Here is a 17,131-nt window from a genome sequence, read left to right on the forward strand (position 1 = left end):
CTCCTATTTTTTAGTTATTAAATACTCCGATCTCTTCCTCGTCATTCTCTAATTCATAAGCTGATTTAGGTAGATTTTTTGAGATTACTTTATCATACACTAATCCCCCAACCTGTGCTCCTACTATTGGTCCTAAGATTGGCACCCAGAAATATGGATTTGCCAAACCACCTGTAAATGCTACTTTTCCCCATCCTGCTAAAAATGCAAATAACTTTGGCCCAAAATCTCTAGCCGGATTCATTGCAAACCCTGTAAGCGGTCCCATAGATGCTCCAATTACTGCAATTACTATACCAACTAAGATAGCTGATGTATGTCCTTTAGGAGCACCATTTTGGTCATCTCCAACTGCAAAAATTGTCATCATAAGTACTGCTGTTATTACCACTTCCACTACAAATGCTTGAAAGTTATCTATATGTGGATTTGGGTATGTAGAAAAAATTCCTGCTGTAGATAAACTTTCTACACTTCCTCTGATTATACCATGAGCTTTGTCATAAGCTACAAATAGATGTCTGTAAAGGAAATAAACTAATCCTGCTGATGAAAAAGCTCCTAAAATTTGAGATACAATATAAGGTAAAACCTTAGATTTTTCAAATCCTCTACGAGTCATTAATGCCAAAGTTACTGCTGGATTTAAATGTGCTCCTGATACTCCAGCCGTTACATATATTGCCATAGTTACACCTAATCCCCAAACGATACTAATCTCCCATTGTCCCATGTCCACACCTGCTACTACCAGTGCCGCTACACAACCTACTCCAAAAAATATTAGAATTCCCGTTCCCAGAAATTCAGCTAAACATTCACCTATAATTCCTTTACTTTTCATCCACAAACCCCCTTTATTTATAACGATACAACTGTCAAAACTTCGTCAAAAATTATAAATCCAACAAAAAAGAAGATTAAAAAATGTATCCCTTTAACAGGATAGTAATTAATCTTCTCTCGGTCTCTAAGATTTATATTTCTTTCTACTAAGAGAATACCTTTTTATTTTTATAATGTCAAGTTTTTGCTTCATTTTTAAACATAAAGTTTGCTTATGAAACGTTTCACAAACTCCATATCTCTGATTTAGTTGTAGATATGCCTATAGCTCCGGCTTTTAGTGCCAAGATAACATCCTCTTTATCCATTATTATTCCACTTGCTATTAGAGGACATTTATAGTTATATAAGAATCTTTTTATTAATTTTGGCATAGCTCCTGGTAGGATCTCTACGATATCTGGTTTAGTTGCTCTAGCGTATTTTAAACTGTTTTTATATGAGATAGAATCCAATATAAAAAACCTTTGGATTGTCAGTAATTTTCGTTTTTTAGCTTCCTTAATCAAAGCTGATTTAGTACTTATAATTCCGTCCAATCTTGTCTTTTCATTTAAATAGTCAAGTGCATCTACTGTAGGAGACATCCCATCGATCAAATCTATATGTACAAAAACTGTCTTACCTGTTTTCTTTATTTTTTCCACCATTGTCTCAATGGTTAATATAGTTGATTTCAAGAGAAAGATTACCTCTATATCACTATTTAAAGCTTCTCTCAATGTTTTTTCATCCTTTACCGCTGCTATTATTGGATTTAACTCCAATTTTTCAATCAATCCCATCTCTTCCTCCTACATATTTTCCACTAAATTTGTAACCCATTTTTTTGAAATAACTCTCCTGATACTAAAAATAAATTTTATAACTTCCTCACTTCCGGCCAGCCCATAAACTATATAGATAGGCAGCCCCAAGGTCAATCCTCCATATATTACAAGTGGTATTCCCACTAGCCAAAGTGCTGTTATATCTAAGACCAAACAATATTTTACATCTCCTCCAGCCCTTAATATTCCTACTACTGTAGTTGCTGTAAAACTTTTAAACGGTGTCAGAACTGCCAACATATAAGTGGTTTTTACCACTAAGTCATAAACCTCCACCTCTAAATTATAAAAACTCAACAAAGGTTTTATAATTATAACCATTATTACTCCTGTTACTATTCCTATATAAACAGATATCTTCCCCAATAGATATGCATATTTAATAGCCTCTTCCTCTTCTTTTTCTCCAATTTTATATCCTATCATTACTGCCGTTGCACTGGCAATACCAAAGAACCCTGTAAATAATATTTTGGCAATACTATCCACAATATTTATTACCGCTACCGACTCGGTACTCATTCTGGCGTATACCATGGCATAAGCAGTCATTCCAAGAGCCCAAAGCATCTCATTTGCTATAACCGGTGCAGTGGTCAGGATAAATTTTCTCAGAAATTTTTTATCAATTTTCACCATCTCTTTTATCTTACAGGCTAATGGATATTTATTTTTGTATACTAAAGTTACTATTATTGTCATCTCTATAATTCTGGCAATCAAAGTAGCTATTGCAGCTCCCTCTATCCCTAGTTTCGGAAATCCTAAATTTCCAAATATTAATACATAATTAAAAAACACATTAACTATCAAGCTGACTACACTGGTATAGACACCTAATTTCAAGATCCCTACACTCCTAAGCTGGATTCCATACACCATGGATATTGCTGTTATTATATATGACCAACTTACTATCTTTAAATACGAGGCTCCTAAGTTTATTACCTCTATATCCGGTGAATATATCTTTATCAAAATTTTTGGAGCAAATTGCCCACCTGCAAAAAAAGTTGCGCCTACAAATATACTGGCTATAAGAGCTATTCCCAATACCTTATATAAACTTTTTTTATCTTTTTTTCCCCAAAATTGCGACATAAAAACCGCAGATCCACTATTAATTCCATATAATAGGAGTGCCATCAAAAACATTATTTGATTGGCTAATCCCAAGGCAGCCAACTTAGTTGCGCCTAGCTTTCCAATCATAAATACATCTGCCATATTTACCGAGGAGGAGATCATACTCTGCATAGCTATGGGGACAGCTATAGTTATCAATTGCTTATAAAACTTTTTTTTACTTTCCATTCCTTTTCTTTCCCCCTTTAGATCTATAGATTTTAAACTCATAAAATATAATTAAGGATTAGCTGTTATTTATTATATCACATAAAATATTATTACTTTTGTCTTTTTATTCCCCTTATAATTTTTTCCTATTTTTCTATAAATTATAAACAAAAAAAGCCATCAAAATTAATTGATGACTCCGGTATTTATATTGGTTATGGTGCGCCACACAGGGTTTGAACCTGTGACAACTCGATTAAAAGTCGAGTGCTCTACCAGCTGAGCTAGTGGCGCATATTTTTACAAAAAATAAAAAAGACTTGGCAAGTTCCTATCCTCCCAAGGGGCTGCCCCCTAAGTACTTTCGGCGTTTACGGACTTAACTTCTGGGTTCGGAATGTGACCAGGTGTACCCCCGTAGCTTTTCTTACCAAGCTTACTTTCTTATTGAATATTGTTAAACATTCAAAACTATATAATAATGTTTCATAAATTAACTTTCTAAAAATCATTTTCTTTAGGTAAAGTGTTCGTCATATTAGTATTGGTCAGCTAAAGACTTCACAGCCCTTACACCCCCAACCTATCAACCTCCTAGTCTCGAAGGTGACTTATCAATGATAGAATACTTATCTCTGAGTTGGCTTCCCGCTTAGATGCTTTCAGCGGTTATCCATTCCAAACGTGACTACCCAGCTATGCCATTGGCATGACAACTGGTACATTAGAGGTTTGTCCATCCCGGTCCTCTCGTACTAAGGACAGATCTCATCAATATTCTTACGCCTACAGTGGATAGGGACCGAACTGTCTCACGACGTTCTGAACCCAGCTCACGTACCGCTTTAATGGGCGAACAGCCCAACCCTTGGGACCTTCTCCAGCCCCAGGATGCGATGAGCCGACATCGAGGTGCCAAACTTTGCCGTCGATATGGACTCTCGGGCAAAATCAGCCTGTTATCCCCGGGGTAGCTTTTATCCGTTGAGCGATGGCCCTTCCATTCGGAACCACCGGATCACTATGTCCTGCTTTCGCACCTGCTCGATGTGTCTATCTCACAGTCAAGCTCCCTTATGCCATTGCACTCTTCGGTTGATTTCCATCCAACCTGAGGGAACCTTTGAACGCCTCCGTTACTCTTTCGGAGGCGACCGCCCCAGTCAAACTACCCACCTAGCACTGTCTCCATGATTACACATCACAGATTAGAATCAAAATGTTATATGGTTGGTATTCCACCAGCGACTCATATACAGCTAGCGCCATATAATCACAGTCTCCCAACTATCCTATACACATAACATCTCAACCCAATACCAAGCTATAGTAAAGCTCCACGGGGTCTTTCCGTCCTACTGTAGGTAACCGGTATCTTCACCGGTAGTACAATTTCACCAGGCCTCCCGCCAAGACAGCATTCGAGTCATTACACCATTCGTGCAGGTCGGAACTTACCCGACAAGGAATTTCGCTACCTTAGGACCGTTATAGTTACGGCCGCCGTTCACCGGGGCTTCAATTTGAGTCGCTAAACCCTCCTCTTAACCTTCCGGCACTGGGCAGGTGTCAGCCCATATACATCGCCTTTCAGCTTAGCATAGACCTGTGTTTTTGCTAAACAGTTGCTCGAATCTCTTCACTGCGGCCATCAAAAGCTCAAAATCGCGTGTATTTATCACCTTTAATGGCACCCCTTCTCCCGAAGTTACGGGGCCATTTTGCAGAGTTCCTTAGCGAGAGTTAGCCTGTACGCCTTAGATTTCTCATCCTAACCACCTGTGTCGGTTTACGGTACGGGCACTATAATTCTCAATAGAAGCTTTTCTCGGCAGCGTGGGATTTGTACCTTCGTGTTCATTACAAACACTCCGCATCACACCTCAGATCTAAAACCGTGGATTTTCCTGCGGTTCCATCCTACATGCTTACACAGACATATCCAACAGTCTGCGCACATACCCTTCTGCGTCCCTCCATCTCTCAAACAAATTACAGTGGCGCAGTAATATTAAACTGCTTTCCATTCGCCTACGCAATCTAGCCTCGGCTTAGGTCCCGGCTTACCCAGAGAAGACAAGCTTTACTCTGGAAACCTTGGTTTTCCGGCGAGAGGGATTCTCACCCTCTTTCTCGCTACTCATTCCTGCATTCTCACTTCCGATACCTCCAGATTGGGTTACCCCTTATCCTTCAACGGCCTACGGAACGCTCTCCTACCAGTCTACACATAGTGTATACTCCACAACTTCGGTTTATATCTTAGCCCCGTTACATTGTCGGCGCAGAGACTCTCGACCAGTGAGCTATTACGCACTCTTTAAATGTATGGCTGCTTCTAAGCCAACATCCTGGTTGTTTCAGAATCTCCACCTCCTTTCCCACTTAGATATAATTTGGGACCTTAGTTGGTGGTCTGGGCTGTTTCCCTTTTGACCATGGATCTTAGTACCCATAGTCTCACTCCTGATCTCTTGAAATATGGTATTCGGAGTTTGATTGATTTCGCTAAGCAATATGCCCGCTAGACCATTCAGTGCTCTACCCCCATATTTAAACAATCAAGGCTGCACCTAAATGCATTTCGGAGAGAACGAGCTATCTCCTGGTTCGATTGGCTTTTCACCCCTATACCTACCTCATCCCCCGGCTTTTCAACGACGGTGGGTTCAGACCTCCACTGTGTCTTACCACAGCTTCATCTTGGACAGGCATAGATCACCAGGTTTCGCGTCTACAACCAACGACTAATTCGCCCTATTCAGACTCGGTTTCCCTTCGGCTCCGTTATACTTAACCTCGCCATTGATCGTAACTCGCAGGATCATTCTCCAAAAGGCACGCCATCACACGCCCGAAGGCTCTGCTCTGACCGCTTGTAAGCACACGGTTTCAGGTTCTATTTCACTCCCCTCCCGGGGTTCTTTTCACCTTTCCCTCACGGTACTATTCACTATCGGTTAGTAAGAGTATTTAGCCTTACGAGATATGGTCCTCGCTGATTCACACAGGGTTTCTCGTGTCCCGTGCTACTTGGGATTACAGTGACTTGCTAACATAAGTTCCCTATACAGGACTATCACCTTCTACGGTTGAACTTTCCAGTTCATTCTAGTACCTTTGTTAGTCAAGCGCAGACTTTGCAGATCTGCTACTCTGTATCCCACTACCCCCAACAAGCAACGCCTGCATGCTATCACACTTGTTCGGTTTGGGCTCTTCCCCGTTCGCTCGCCGCTACTTAGGGAATCGTTTTTACTTTCTCTTCCTCGGATTACTTAGATGTTTCAGTTCATCCGGTTCCCGTTTCCACACTAGTTCTTCAAACTAGTAGGTTTACCCATTCGGAAATCTAAGACTATTACGCTCAATTGCAGCTTGTCTTAGCTTATCGCAGCTTATCACGTCCTTCATCGGCTCTTACTACCAAGGCATTCTCCGTGCGCCCTTAATTTCTTAACCTATTATTAAAATAGAATTTTAATATTTTTTGCTTAATTTGTTTTTAGAATTTTTGAAATCTAATTATCGTTCAGTTATTTCTAACTCTTCGTTAATTATTGTTACACTCTCGTGTAACTGAAGATCTAATAAAATTGTTAATTTATTATTTCATTACTATATAGTTTTCAATGTCCAACTGGTATTTTCTCTCAAAAAAGAGAACATTACCAAATAAATAGAGAAAGAGCAGTATAAATATTCTTTATGTAATACCATTTGCATGGTCTCATAAAGTGCTCCTTAGAAAGGAGGTGATCCATCCGCACCTTCCGGTACGGATACCTTGTTACGACTTCACCCCAATCGCTAATCACACCTTAGGAACATCCCTCCATAAATGGTTAGGCCTGCTACTTTAGGTGCAACCAACTCTCGTGGTGTGACGGGCGGTGTGTACAAGACCCGAGAACGTATTCACCGCGACATTGCTGATTCGCGATTACTAGCGATTCCAACTTCACGCAGTCGAGTTGCAGACTGCGATCCGAACTAAGATTGGCTTTCTGAGATTTGCTCCACGTCGCCGTATTGCTGCTCTCTGTACCAACCATTGTAGCACGTGTGTAGCCCAGCACATAAGGGGCATGATGACTTGACGTCATCCCCACCTTCCTCCTGCTCGTCGCAGGCAGTCTCGCATGAGTCCCCAACTTAATGATGGTAACATACGATAGGGGTTGCGCTCGTTGCGGGACTTAACCCAACATCTCACGACACGAGCTGACGACAGCCATGCACCACCTGTATCAACGTTCCACCGAAGCGGCACCAAGTCATCTCTGACAAGTTCGTTGTATGTCAAGTGCTGGTAAGGTTCCTCGCGTTGCGTCGAATTAAACCACATGCTCCACCGCTTGTGCGGGTCCCCGTCAATTCCTTTGAGTTTCACACTTGCGTGCGTACTCCCCAGGCGGTTCACTTATCGCGTTAGCTTCGGCACAGAGGTTCGACCCCCTACACCCAGTGAACATCGTTTACGGCGTGGACTACCAGGGTATCTAATCCTGTTCGCTCCCCACGCTTTCGAGCTTTAGCGTCAGTATCTGTCCAGTGAGCTGTCTTCACTATCGGCATTCCTACAAATATCTACGAATTTCACCTCTACACTTGTAGTTCCGCCCACCTCTCCAGTACTCTAGCCTGCCAGTTTCAAACGCAATACGGAGTTGAGCCCCGCATTTTCACATCTGACTTAACAAGCCGCCTAGACTCGCTTTACGCCCAATAATTCCGGATAACGCTTGCGACATACGTATTACCGCGGCTGCTGGCACGTATTTAGCCGTCGCTTCTTCTGGTGGTACCGTCACTTTCTTCTTCCCACCTGAAAGCACTTTACAATCCGAAGACCTTCATCGTGCACACAGAATTGCTGGATCAGACTTTTGGTCCATTGTCCAATATTCCCCACTGCTGCCTCCCGTAGGAGTAAGGGCCGTGTCTCAGTCCCCTTGTGGCCGTTCACCCTCTCAGGCCGGCTATCCATCGTCGGCTTGGTAGGCCATTACCCTACCAACTACCTAATGGAACGCAAAGTTCTCCTCCAGCGCATATAGCTTTCATAAGTTCTTGATGCCAAGATCTCATAATATCCGGTATTAGCTAACCTTTCGATTAGTTGTCCCAGTCTGAAGGGCAAATTCTTTACGCGTTACTCACCCGTCCGCCACCGTACTATCTTCCGAAGAAGAATTCCAGTCGACTTGCATGTGTTAAGCATTCTGTCAGCGTTCATCCTGAGCCAGGATCAAACTCTACATTCAAATTTATATCCTAACTTCATAAATGAAGTTTAGCTATCTATTAAAAGATAATTATTTTTATAGTGGTTCATTCCACTGTACACCTTAATCGATTGTTTGAAAACAAAGTTTCAAACGACAATTGAGTTTTTAATTTACACTTTCTTTCTCTATTTAATTGCTAATGTCCTATTAAATGTCTCGCTTCAAGTCGCTTTCGCTTTCCCTCGCGGACAAGAAGAAGTATACCGCGTTTACAAGTTTTCGTCAAGGATTTTTTTGTTTTTTTATTGTATTTTTCCCAAACTTTTCCTAAAAGAGGATTAAAAAACGAACAAAACCTTCTACACCAACCTATTTTATTGACCAACAGCCAATAAAACACATCTGTTATCGAACGTTTAAAAATTTTAAGACAATTCTTATAATAAATATAATTCCAACACTACTTTAAATTGTAATGAGGGGTTTTAATACCATTTTCTCCAAGTTCAGGTTTAATTGATTTAAATTTTGAATCTTTAGATTAGGAAAACTGTAGATCTAATTTTTCATAAATAAAGAAATTGTTAAATCATAAGTATATATATACTTAATTTAAACTCTTCTAAAATTTGCGACAAAACTTTAATTAGAGATCAACTCCAAATCGTTCTTCCTATCTATAATAATTAAGAGGAGTTCAAGGAACAAGTAAAATAATCATAAAGTTGGACAAAGCACCATAACCTAAATTATCAAATAAAAACTACTGATCTTTTATTTTAATATCAATACTATGTTATTTTCTAATTTTATAAATGATTTTTGATTTAATCACTTATATAGGTTAGTAGATTATAATATCATTAATATCTATTGATTAACTTCATAATACAGCTTTTTATAACACTGACAGATTATAATCTGTCATTTCAGCTTTCTATACATTAAGCCAAAACTAATCAATAGTCTTTAAATGGAAAGTTTTTATCACACTTAATTCTTTTTTCCTTAATATCATCAAATGAAATACTTTCTTCAATCTTAAAAAAATTCTCAGAATATTTTTACCCTAATATTTTATTAATCTATTGTTAACACCATAAACAATTTTATTTATTCTATTTTCGAGTTTTATAACAATTTAAAGTTATATAATTTTTTTGTTTTTAGAATTCTAATATTCTCCCTAAGAATAAATCTAAAAAATCAGTATGGACCAGCAAGAAAGACAAAAAAATTTAATTCCTATCTGAGATTAAGCTAATATTAGAAATTAAGCCTCCCCCTCTTTATTCTAAAAATAATTATAAATTGTTATCAAAAGTAAAATCAAAATTTGTGTCTCCACGTTAGGTTAATTGCCATTGCATATATATAGTAAACAAAACTAATCGCGATTAGTTTGTTTTTTTGCGACGACATCTAATCGCGATTAATAAAAAATAAAAAAATAAAATAAAGTGTTGACAAAACACGAGAAATGTAATAAATTAGTACTAGATAAAACAATTGAATACAAAATCGGACGAAGGTATGTGGAGAGCCTCTAGAAAATTAGAGCACCGAAGAAGTAAAACTTTCAGGTTTTCACTCATGAGTGAATAAGTACACCTACTGGACGAACCTCTGGAGAGACTTTTAAATAAGTCACCGAAGGAGCAAACCTAATTTAGGCGAATCTCTCAGGTAAAAGGACAGCGGAAATATAAAAAAACACGAAAAGTTTATTTTTTTATTTTAACCAATTCTTAATTCAGAGGTCATACAATAGTATGACCTTTTTTGATATATTTTGCTTTTTTAAACAAAACTTAAATATTATAAATTCTATAAAATTATGATCCCTCAGTTGACTCTAGAAGGTTTTCATTTTTTCAATCTAGCTTTTATAAATTTATAAAAAACTAAATAATAAAAACTACTAACATAATGGTCTATCAAAAAAATAATCTATCAAACTTAAACATTATTTCTAATGCAAAAGTTCAATAGATTATAATTAACTATGCTTGTATCATATTTCTTGATTCTTTCTTCGCTTTAATCGCAAGGAAGATTGTTGACATTAAAAATCCACCAGCTATACCACCTATCATAGCAAATAACATAGCTAACGCAACAGTTCCAGCTGGATTAAATGCAAATGGAGTAAGTAAACCAGGGATAGGAGACGCAGTTCCCGGAGCATCAGCAATAATATTAAAATATGCAGCAGATAAACCTGCAAAAGCTCCACCAACAAAACTAGAACTGAATATAGGTACTGGATTGGCTGTAACTATGTCAGCTTGTGTAAGAGGTTCTAACATCATTGAGATAGCCTTACTTTTACTTCCTAATTTAAGTCTATAGAATGTTATACCGTTTGCGAAACAACCACCGAAGCAAGCGACACATGCTATTCCCATAGGAAGCCCTGTCAAGCCTAAAATAGCTGTAAGAGCCATGGAACTGAGAGGAGCTGTACAAATAACCTTGATAAGCCCTCCTAAAAGAAGTCCCATAAGTATTGGAGATTGGTTGGAAGCGTTTAATATCATTTCTCCTAATTGATTAAGAGTAATAGTAACAACAGGTGAAACCGCTTCTGCGATAAATCTTCCTAGAGGAGCTAAAACAAGTACACCAACAATAGTGTCTACTCCTTCAGGTAAATATTTTTCTAAGATTGGAACTAAGAATGAAAGGGCATATCCTACGATAAATCCTTCTAAGATTCCCATTCCAGAGAGTGCGAGACCAGTAGCTAGAGCAAATACAGGATTGATACCAAGAGCCAGCATAACCAAACTTCCTGATGCTACGCCTCCCAGACCACCTACGATGCTACCTACATTACCTAAAAAAGCAATACCAAGCATATTTCCTGAAATAAATTTGTGTAAAGCTTCGACTAAAAAAGTAGCGACTGCAGCGTTTGCTAAACCACTCATAGCTTTTTGACCATTTGGTGCTTTAAGACTGAATGCTGAAAAACATGATAGTGCCAATAATAGTAGTGCCATTCCTTTTAACATTTCCATTGTATAAATTCCCCCTAAAAAACATTGAACGATATTTGTGAAAAATTTCACCATAATCCGAATGATTCACACGTAAACAAAATAATTCTTATTAAACCTTGGTTTTGAGCCGTTTGATTATTTAAATAATTGTGAATCTTATAATTTATAACCTTTTAATGGACGTTTGTCAATTAAATTCTAATCTTTTTTTGAAAACGGTGTATTTAAAGCAACTGTTTTGTTTCGTTTCAAAACTCATTTTTTGATTTTTCCTAAAAAAATAAAAAAAATTAATTTCTAACAACATTTAAGTTATACCATCGATTGAATCACCTCTTAAATAAAGGGATGATAAAAATTAGAATAACATAATATATGTTTGTATACAAAACAAAAAGTAAAAAAATTAACTTTAGTGGTTGACTTTTTTTTATAAAAGGAGTATAACTAAATTGGAAATAGACGAGACGCTGGTGTGCTTACCGATATTAAAATCGAGTTTCAATATTAAGTTATTGTAGGTGGGTTCGATTCCCTCATAATTCCATCAAATTAAGTGTCAATATAATCAAAATAAATAAAAATTAAAAAGTATCTATATCTATTGAATACTTTTTATTTTTTTGGAAAAAAATGTGAAAAAGAGAACAACTGCTCTTGTTTAGGAGGGAAAAATGAAATTTAGAATAATAACTAACAATCCTTTGGTTAACTTAAAATATAAGGATCTGTACCCTATGGATTACCATGAAGATGCTACCTTTTTAGAAACAATGGAATTCACAAGATCAAAAGTTCACATTGGTCATGAAATTTTAACTCATCCATTGACAGGGAGTATCAAACCTGGGGAAACACCTTTTAAATCAATAATAATATCTGAAGAAGCCACTAAATTAAACTTTGATTCTTTGAAGCTTATCGAGGATGCAATCATAACTACTAAAAAATTTGTCTTAAAGAGAGAGTGGACAGACAAAATTATAGGTGACTTCAAATTAATCGATTGCGATATCATTACTAGTGGTATCGAAAGTATAACTCAAAATAATTAAATAAAATATATATATATCAGGAGGGTACAATGTCAAAAATATACGACCTTATAGTAATAGGAGCAGGGCCAGCAGGATTATCATCGGCTCTATATGCAGGAAGATCAAAATTATCTACATTAGTATTGGAAAAGAGTAAAACAGGAGGACAGATTGTTATAACTCATGAAGTAGCAAACTATCCTGGATCTGTAAGAGAAGCTACAGGACCATCTCTAATCGCTAGAATGGTAGAACAAGTTGTAGAATTCGGTGCAGAGATCAAATCTGACGATGTAATAGATGTAGATTTTTCTGGAGACATCAAAATTGTTAAAGGTGAAAAAGAAGAATATAAAGCTAAATCAGTTATTATAGCAACTGGAGCTACACCTAGAAAGATGGGTTGTCCTGGAGAAGCTGAATTTACTGGTAAGGGAGTTTCATACTGTGCTACATGTGATGCTGACTTCTTTGAAGATTTCGAAGTATTCGTAATCGGTGGAGGAGACACAGCAGTTGAAGAAGCAATGTACCTAACTAAATTTGCTAGAAAAGTAACTATAGTACATAGAAGAGATGAATTAAGAGCAGCTAAATCTATTCAAGAGAAAGCATTTAAAAACGACAAGTTAGAATTTATGTGGGATTCAACAGTTGAAGAATTAAAAGGTGACGGAATATTAGAAACAGCAGTATTCAGAAACTTAAAAACTGGAGAATTAACAGAATTCAACGCTGATGAAGAAGATGGAACATTTGGATTATTCGCATTTGTTGGTTATGTACCACATTCAGATACATTCAAAGGTCATATCGAAATGGATGACTGGGGATATATCAAAACTGATGACGAAATGAGAACAAATGTAGAAGGAGTATTTGCAGCAGGAGATATCAGACCTAAAGCACTTAGACAAGTAGTAACAGCAACTGCTGATGGAGCAATCGCAGCAACGTTAGCTGAAAAATATATGGAAGAAAAATTTTAAGGAGGATCAATTTATGTTAGTAGTAGATAAGGGAACATTTGAAGAAGAAGTACTAAATGCAGAAGGTTATGTATTAGTAGATTATTATAGTGACGGGTGTGTACCGTGTAAAGCGTTATTACCTGAATTAGAAGTAATAGCTGAAAAAAATGCTGATAAAGCTAAATTCGTAAAATTAAACACAAGTAAAGCAAGAAGAATGGCAATAAAGCAAAAAGTATTAGGATTACCTACAATTACTTTATATAAAGGTGGAGAAAAAGTAGCAGAATTAACAAAAGACGATGCAACAGCTAAAAACATAGAAGCTATGTTAGCTGAAAACATCAAGTAGATATTTTGGCAATAATCAAAGTTTATTTTATAATAATTTAAGGGGGTGTGATATTTGCGTTTAGAATTAGGAGAAATTAATATTTCAGATATAAAATTTGCAGATGTCTCAAAAGTAGAAAACGGTGTTTTACATGTAAATGCGGAAGAAATTAAGGCAATTGTTTTAGAGGATGACAGAATCATTGACGTTAAACTTGAATTAGCAAAGCCTGGAGAAAGTGTTAGAATTACACCTGTTAAAGATGTAATCGAGCCTAGAGTAAAAGTTGGAGGAAAAGCTGGTATTTTCCCTGGAATGATCTCAAACGTAAAAACTGTTGGAGAAGGTAGAACTCATGTATTAAAAGGGTCTGCAGTAGTAACTTGTGGTAAAATTGTTGGATTCCAAGAAGGAATCATCGACATGACTGGTGTTGCAGCAGATTATAGTCCTTTCTCAAAGTTAAATAACTTATGTATGGTTATCGAACCTAAAGAAGGAATCGAATCACACGCTTATGAAGCAGCTGCTAGAATGGCTGGATTAAAAATCGCTGCACACTTAGGTAAATTAGGAGAAAATGTTACTCCTGATAATATCGAAGTATTCGAAACTAAACCTTTATTAGAGCAAGCTAACGAGTACCCTGAGTTACCAAAAGTAGCTTATGTATACATGTTACAAACTCAAGGTCTTTTACATGATACTTATGTATATGGTGTAGATGCTAAGAAAATAGTACCAACTATCTTATATCCAACTGAAGTTATGGATGGAGCTATCTTAAGTGGTAACTGTGTATCAGCTTGTGACAAAAATACAAGTTTCCATCACTTAAATAACCCAATCATCAAAAACTTATACAAGCAACATGGAAAAGAAATCAACTTCATGGGAATCATCATAACTAACGAAAACGTATACTTAGCAGATAAAGAAAGATCATCTGACTGGACAGCTAAATTTACTAAATACTTAGGATTAGATGGTGTAGTAATCTCTCAAGAAGGATTCGGAAACCCTGATACTGACTTAATCATGAACTGTAAGAAAGTAGAAGCTCAAGGTGTTAAAACAGTTATCGTTACTGACGAGTATGCTGGTAGAGATGGATCATCTCAATCATTAGCAGATGCAGACGTAGCAGCTAACGCAGTAATAACTGGTGGAAACGCTAACCAAATGATAACTTTAGCTCCAATGGACAAAGTTATCGGAATGTTAGACTACACTGATACATTATCAGGTGGATTTGACGGTTCATTAAAAGCTGACGGAACTATCGAAGCTGAGATCCAAATAATCACTGGTGCAACAAACGAATTAGGATTCAACAAATTAACAGCTAAAATGTACTAGTTTTAATTAATAAAACTTCTATAAGGATAGCGTTTAAAAAATCAATAAAACAATTAGGAGGCATCACATGTTTAATTATGAAAATAAAAAATTAATCATCGTCGGAGATAGAGACGGTGTACCTGGAGAAGCTATAAAGGAGTGCGCTGAGACAATGGCAAACGTAGAAGTAATATTTGCTTCTACAGAATGCTTTGTCTGAACGGCTGCTGGAGCAATGGATTTAGAGAATCAAAAAAGAATTAAAGATTTCGCAACTGAATATGGACCAGAAAACTTAGTAGTTATATTAGGAGCAGCAGAAGCAGAGGCATCTGGATTAGCTGCAGAAACAGTAACAATGGGAGACCCTACATTCTCAGGAGTACTAGCTAACGAAGCGTTAGGATTAACAGTATTCCACGTATTAGAAGATCAATTCAAAGGTGCTGTAGATGCAGACAAATTTGAAGAGCAAGTAGGAATGATGGAAATGGTATTAGAAGTAGAAGAGATCGTAGAAGAAATGAACGAAATCAGAGGAGAAGGTTGTAAATACCTTTAATTTCTCGCAAAACTTGTAATAACTGAACCAACAACAAAAATAAAAATAACTAAAAAACTAAGAGATCATATTCAGAAACCGTGTCCTATGCAAGGCACACACAAAATCTTTAATTAAAATAATTCTCAGAAAAAATCCATTGAACATATGGCTCAGGTGAGCCTATATAATAGAAACAAAAGTAACAAATTTAACAAAATCAATTATCAAAAATTTATAATATAAACTAGGGATTTAATAATCCCTGGTAATACAATATCGATGCAAGATAGTCTTAATTACGGGGGATTTGAATGAATAAAATAAAAGTAGTTCACTATATAAATCAATTCTTCGCCGGAATTGGTGGAGAAGAAAAAGCTGATATCAAACCTGAATTCAGAAATGAAGTTGTAGGTCCTGGTTCAGCTCTTATGCAACAATTTGGTGAAGAAGCAGAAATCGTAGGAACAGTAATTTGTGGAGATTCTTATTTAAATGAGAATGTTGAAGAAGCTACAAAAGAAATATTAGAAATGGTAAAAGCTGCAAAGCCTGACTTATTTATCGCAGGACCTGCTTTCAACGCAGGAAGATACGGAGTTGCTTGTGGAACTATTGCAAAATCTGTAAAAGAGGAATTAGGAATTCCTGTAGTTACTGCTATGTACATTGAGAACCCTGGTGTAGATATGTACAGAAAAGATCTTCATATTGTTTCTACAACTAACTCAGCAGCAGGAATGAGAAAGGCTATAAAGCCATTAGCAGCTCTTGCTTTAAAGTTAGGTAAGAAAGAAGTTGTTGGATCTCCAGCTGAAGAAGGATACCATGTAAGAGGAGTAAGACAAAATTACTTCGCTGAAAAGATCGGTGCTGAAAGAGCAGTAGATATGTTAGTAAATAAATTAAAAGGTGAGGAATTTGTAACTGAATATCCAATGCCATTATTTGATAATGTTGAACCTGGAAAGGCAATCAAAGATTTATCAACTGCTAAAATAGCATTAGTTACTTCTGGTGGAATGGTTCCTTCTGGAAACCCTGATAGAATTGAAGCTTCATCAGCTCAAAAATATGGTAGATATGAATTAGACAACATGGGAGAAACTGCTCATGGAGGATTCGACCCTACATATGCTAACGACAATCCAAACGTAGTAGTTCCTACAGATGCTTTAAGACAATTTGAAGCTGAAGGAGTAATCGGATCTATCCATCCTTACTACTATTCTACAACAGGAAACGGAACTTCAGTAAAGAACTCTAAAGCGTTCGCAGCTGAATTCACAAAAGAACTAGTTGCTGCAGGAGTAGACGGAGTAATCCTAACTTCTACATGAGGAACTTGTACTCGTTGCGGTGCAACGATGGTAAAAGAAATAGAAAAGAGTGGAATACCTGTAGTACATATTTGTACTGTAGTTCCTATCTCTCTAACAGTAGGAGCTAACAGAATAGTTCCTGCAATAGCAATTCCACATCCATTTGGTGACCCTGCATTATGTGCGGAAGACCAAATGAAAATAAGAAAAGACATAGTTAAAACAGCTTTAACTTCTTTAACTACTGAAGTTACTGAACAAACAGTATTCCAAGTTTAATAATTAAACTTAAATAAGGGGAAGAGTTATTGTCTCTTTCCCTTATTTTTTATAACTTTAAAAATAAATAAATATAATAATAAAAATCGGAGGAA

Annotated in this window: 10 protein-coding genes, 2 tRNA genes, 3 rRNA genes and 1 riboswitch; of the genes, 7 read left to right on the forward strand and 8 right to left on the reverse strand. The window is 36.8% G+C overall.

Features of this window, described 5'->3' with window-relative positions; genetic code table 11:
* Positions 1-10: 10 nt before the first annotated feature.
* From NRK67_06810 to NRK67_06845, 8 genes are all read right to left on the reverse strand, one after another.
* On the reverse strand, positions 11-844 hold the full coding sequence (locus NRK67_06810; protein ID UUV19204.1) for an aquaporin: 834 nt from the start codon (positions 842-844) through the stop codon (positions 11-13).
* Between the two features lie 226 nt (positions 845-1,070).
* Positions 1,071-1,631 carry a glycerol-3-phosphate responsive antiterminator gene (locus NRK67_06815; GenBank protein UUV19205.1) on the reverse strand — a complete coding sequence of 187 codons (561 nt, stop codon included), beginning with the start codon at positions 1,629-1,631 and terminating at the stop codon, positions 1,071-1,073.
* Positions 1,632-1,640: 9 nt separating this feature from the next.
* Positions 1,641-2,990 carry an MATE family efflux transporter gene (locus NRK67_06820; GenBank protein UUV19206.1) on the reverse strand — a complete coding sequence of 450 codons (1,350 nt, stop codon included), beginning with the start codon at positions 2,988-2,990 and terminating at the stop codon, positions 1,641-1,643.
* A gap of 200 nt (positions 2,991-3,190) precedes the next feature.
* Positions 3,191-3,266: transfer RNA gene (locus tag NRK67_06825), tRNA-Lys, on the reverse strand.
* 24 nt (positions 3,267-3,290) lie between these two features.
* A 5S ribosomal RNA gene (gene rrf, locus NRK67_06830) occupies positions 3,291-3,407 on the reverse strand.
* A gap of 83 nt (positions 3,408-3,490) precedes the next feature.
* Positions 3,491-6,434, reverse strand: a 23S ribosomal RNA gene (locus NRK67_06835).
* Between the two features lie 286 nt (positions 6,435-6,720).
* A 16S ribosomal RNA gene (locus NRK67_06840) occupies positions 6,721-8,239 on the reverse strand.
* Together the 16S, 23S and 5S rRNA genes with 1 tRNA gene alongside form the textbook arrangement of a ribosomal RNA operon.
* A gap of 1,580 nt (positions 8,240-9,819) precedes the next feature.
* A riboswitch (glycine riboswitch) is annotated at positions 9,820-9,911 on the forward strand.
* A 295-nt stretch (positions 9,912-10,206) separates the two neighbouring features.
* A complete protein-coding gene (locus NRK67_06845; GenBank protein ID UUV19207.1) occupies positions 10,207-11,226 on the reverse strand; it encodes a PTS sugar transporter subunit IIC in 1,020 nt (339 codons plus the stop codon).
* A gap of 436 nt (positions 11,227-11,662) precedes the next feature.
* Here NRK67_06845 and NRK67_06850 point away from each other — a divergent pair.
* The 7 genes from NRK67_06850 to grdB all read left to right on the forward strand — a co-directional run bounded on the left by NRK67_06850 (position 11,663) and on the right by grdB (position 17,036).
* Positions 11,663-11,755 (forward strand) — tRNA-OTHER (locus NRK67_06850).
* 127 nt (positions 11,756-11,882) lie between these two features.
* Positions 11,883-12,263 (forward strand): GrdX family protein, encoded by a 381-nt coding sequence (locus tag NRK67_06855; GenBank protein UUV19208.1) that lies wholly within the window; start codon positions 11,883-11,885, stop codon positions 12,261-12,263.
* A 29-nt stretch (positions 12,264-12,292) separates the two neighbouring features.
* Positions 12,293-13,234 carry a thioredoxin-disulfide reductase gene (trxB, locus tag NRK67_06860; GenBank protein ID UUV19209.1) on the forward strand — a complete coding sequence of 314 codons (942 nt, stop codon included), beginning with the start codon at positions 12,293-12,295 and terminating at the stop codon, positions 13,232-13,234.
* Between the two features lie 13 nt (positions 13,235-13,247).
* A complete protein-coding gene (locus NRK67_06865) occupies positions 13,248-13,568 on the forward strand; it encodes a thioredoxin family protein (protein ID UUV19210.1) in 321 nt (106 codons plus the stop codon).
* 54 nt (positions 13,569-13,622) lie between these two features.
* Positions 13,623-14,909: a glycine/sarcosine/betaine reductase component B subunit gene (locus tag NRK67_06870; protein UUV19211.1), complete on the forward strand. Its 1,287-nt coding sequence runs from the start codon at positions 13,623-13,625 to the stop codon at positions 14,907-14,909.
* A 67-nt stretch (positions 14,910-14,976) separates the two neighbouring features.
* Positions 14,977-15,453 (forward strand): glycine/sarcosine/betaine reductase complex selenoprotein A, encoded by a 477-nt coding sequence (gene grdA / locus NRK67_06875; protein UUV19212.1) that lies wholly within the window; start codon positions 14,977-14,979, stop codon positions 15,451-15,453.
* A 293-nt stretch (positions 15,454-15,746) separates the two neighbouring features.
* Positions 15,747-17,036 (forward strand): glycine reductase complex selenoprotein B, encoded by a 1,290-nt coding sequence (gene grdB, locus NRK67_06880; protein UUV19213.1) that lies wholly within the window; start codon positions 15,747-15,749, stop codon positions 17,034-17,036.
* The last annotated feature ends 95 nt before the right edge of the window (positions 17,037-17,131 follow it).

The organism is Fusobacteria bacterium ZRK30, assembly GCA_024628785.1.
Lineage (GTDB): Bacteria > Fusobacteriota > Fusobacteriia > Fusobacteriales > Fusobacteriaceae > Psychrilyobacter.

What these genes read in the sequence shown, in the direction of transcription:
- NRK67_06810 (UUV19204.1), bottom strand. Translation starts at nt 844, where the DNA reads ATGAAAAGTAAAGGAATTATAGGTGAATGTTTAGCTGAATTTCTGGGA.
- NRK67_06815 (UUV19205.1), bottom strand. Translation starts at nt 1,631, where the DNA reads ATGGGATTGATTGAAAAATTGGAGTTAAATCCAATAATAGCAGCGGTA.
- NRK67_06820 (UUV19206.1), bottom strand. Translation starts at nt 2,990, where the DNA reads ATGGAAAGTAAAAAAAAGTTTTATAAGCAATTGATAACTATAGCTGTC.
- NRK67_06845 (UUV19207.1), bottom strand. Translation starts at nt 11,226, where the DNA reads ATGGAAATGTTAAAAGGAATGGCACTACTATTATTGGCACTATCATGT.
- NRK67_06855 (UUV19208.1), top strand. Translation starts at nt 11,883, where the DNA reads ATGAAATTTAGAATAATAACTAACAATCCTTTGGTTAACTTAAAATAT.
- trxB (UUV19209.1), top strand. Translation starts at nt 12,293, where the DNA reads ATGTCAAAAATATACGACCTTATAGTAATAGGAGCAGGGCCAGCAGGA.
- NRK67_06865 (UUV19210.1), top strand. Translation starts at nt 13,248, where the DNA reads ATGTTAGTAGTAGATAAGGGAACATTTGAAGAAGAAGTACTAAATGCA.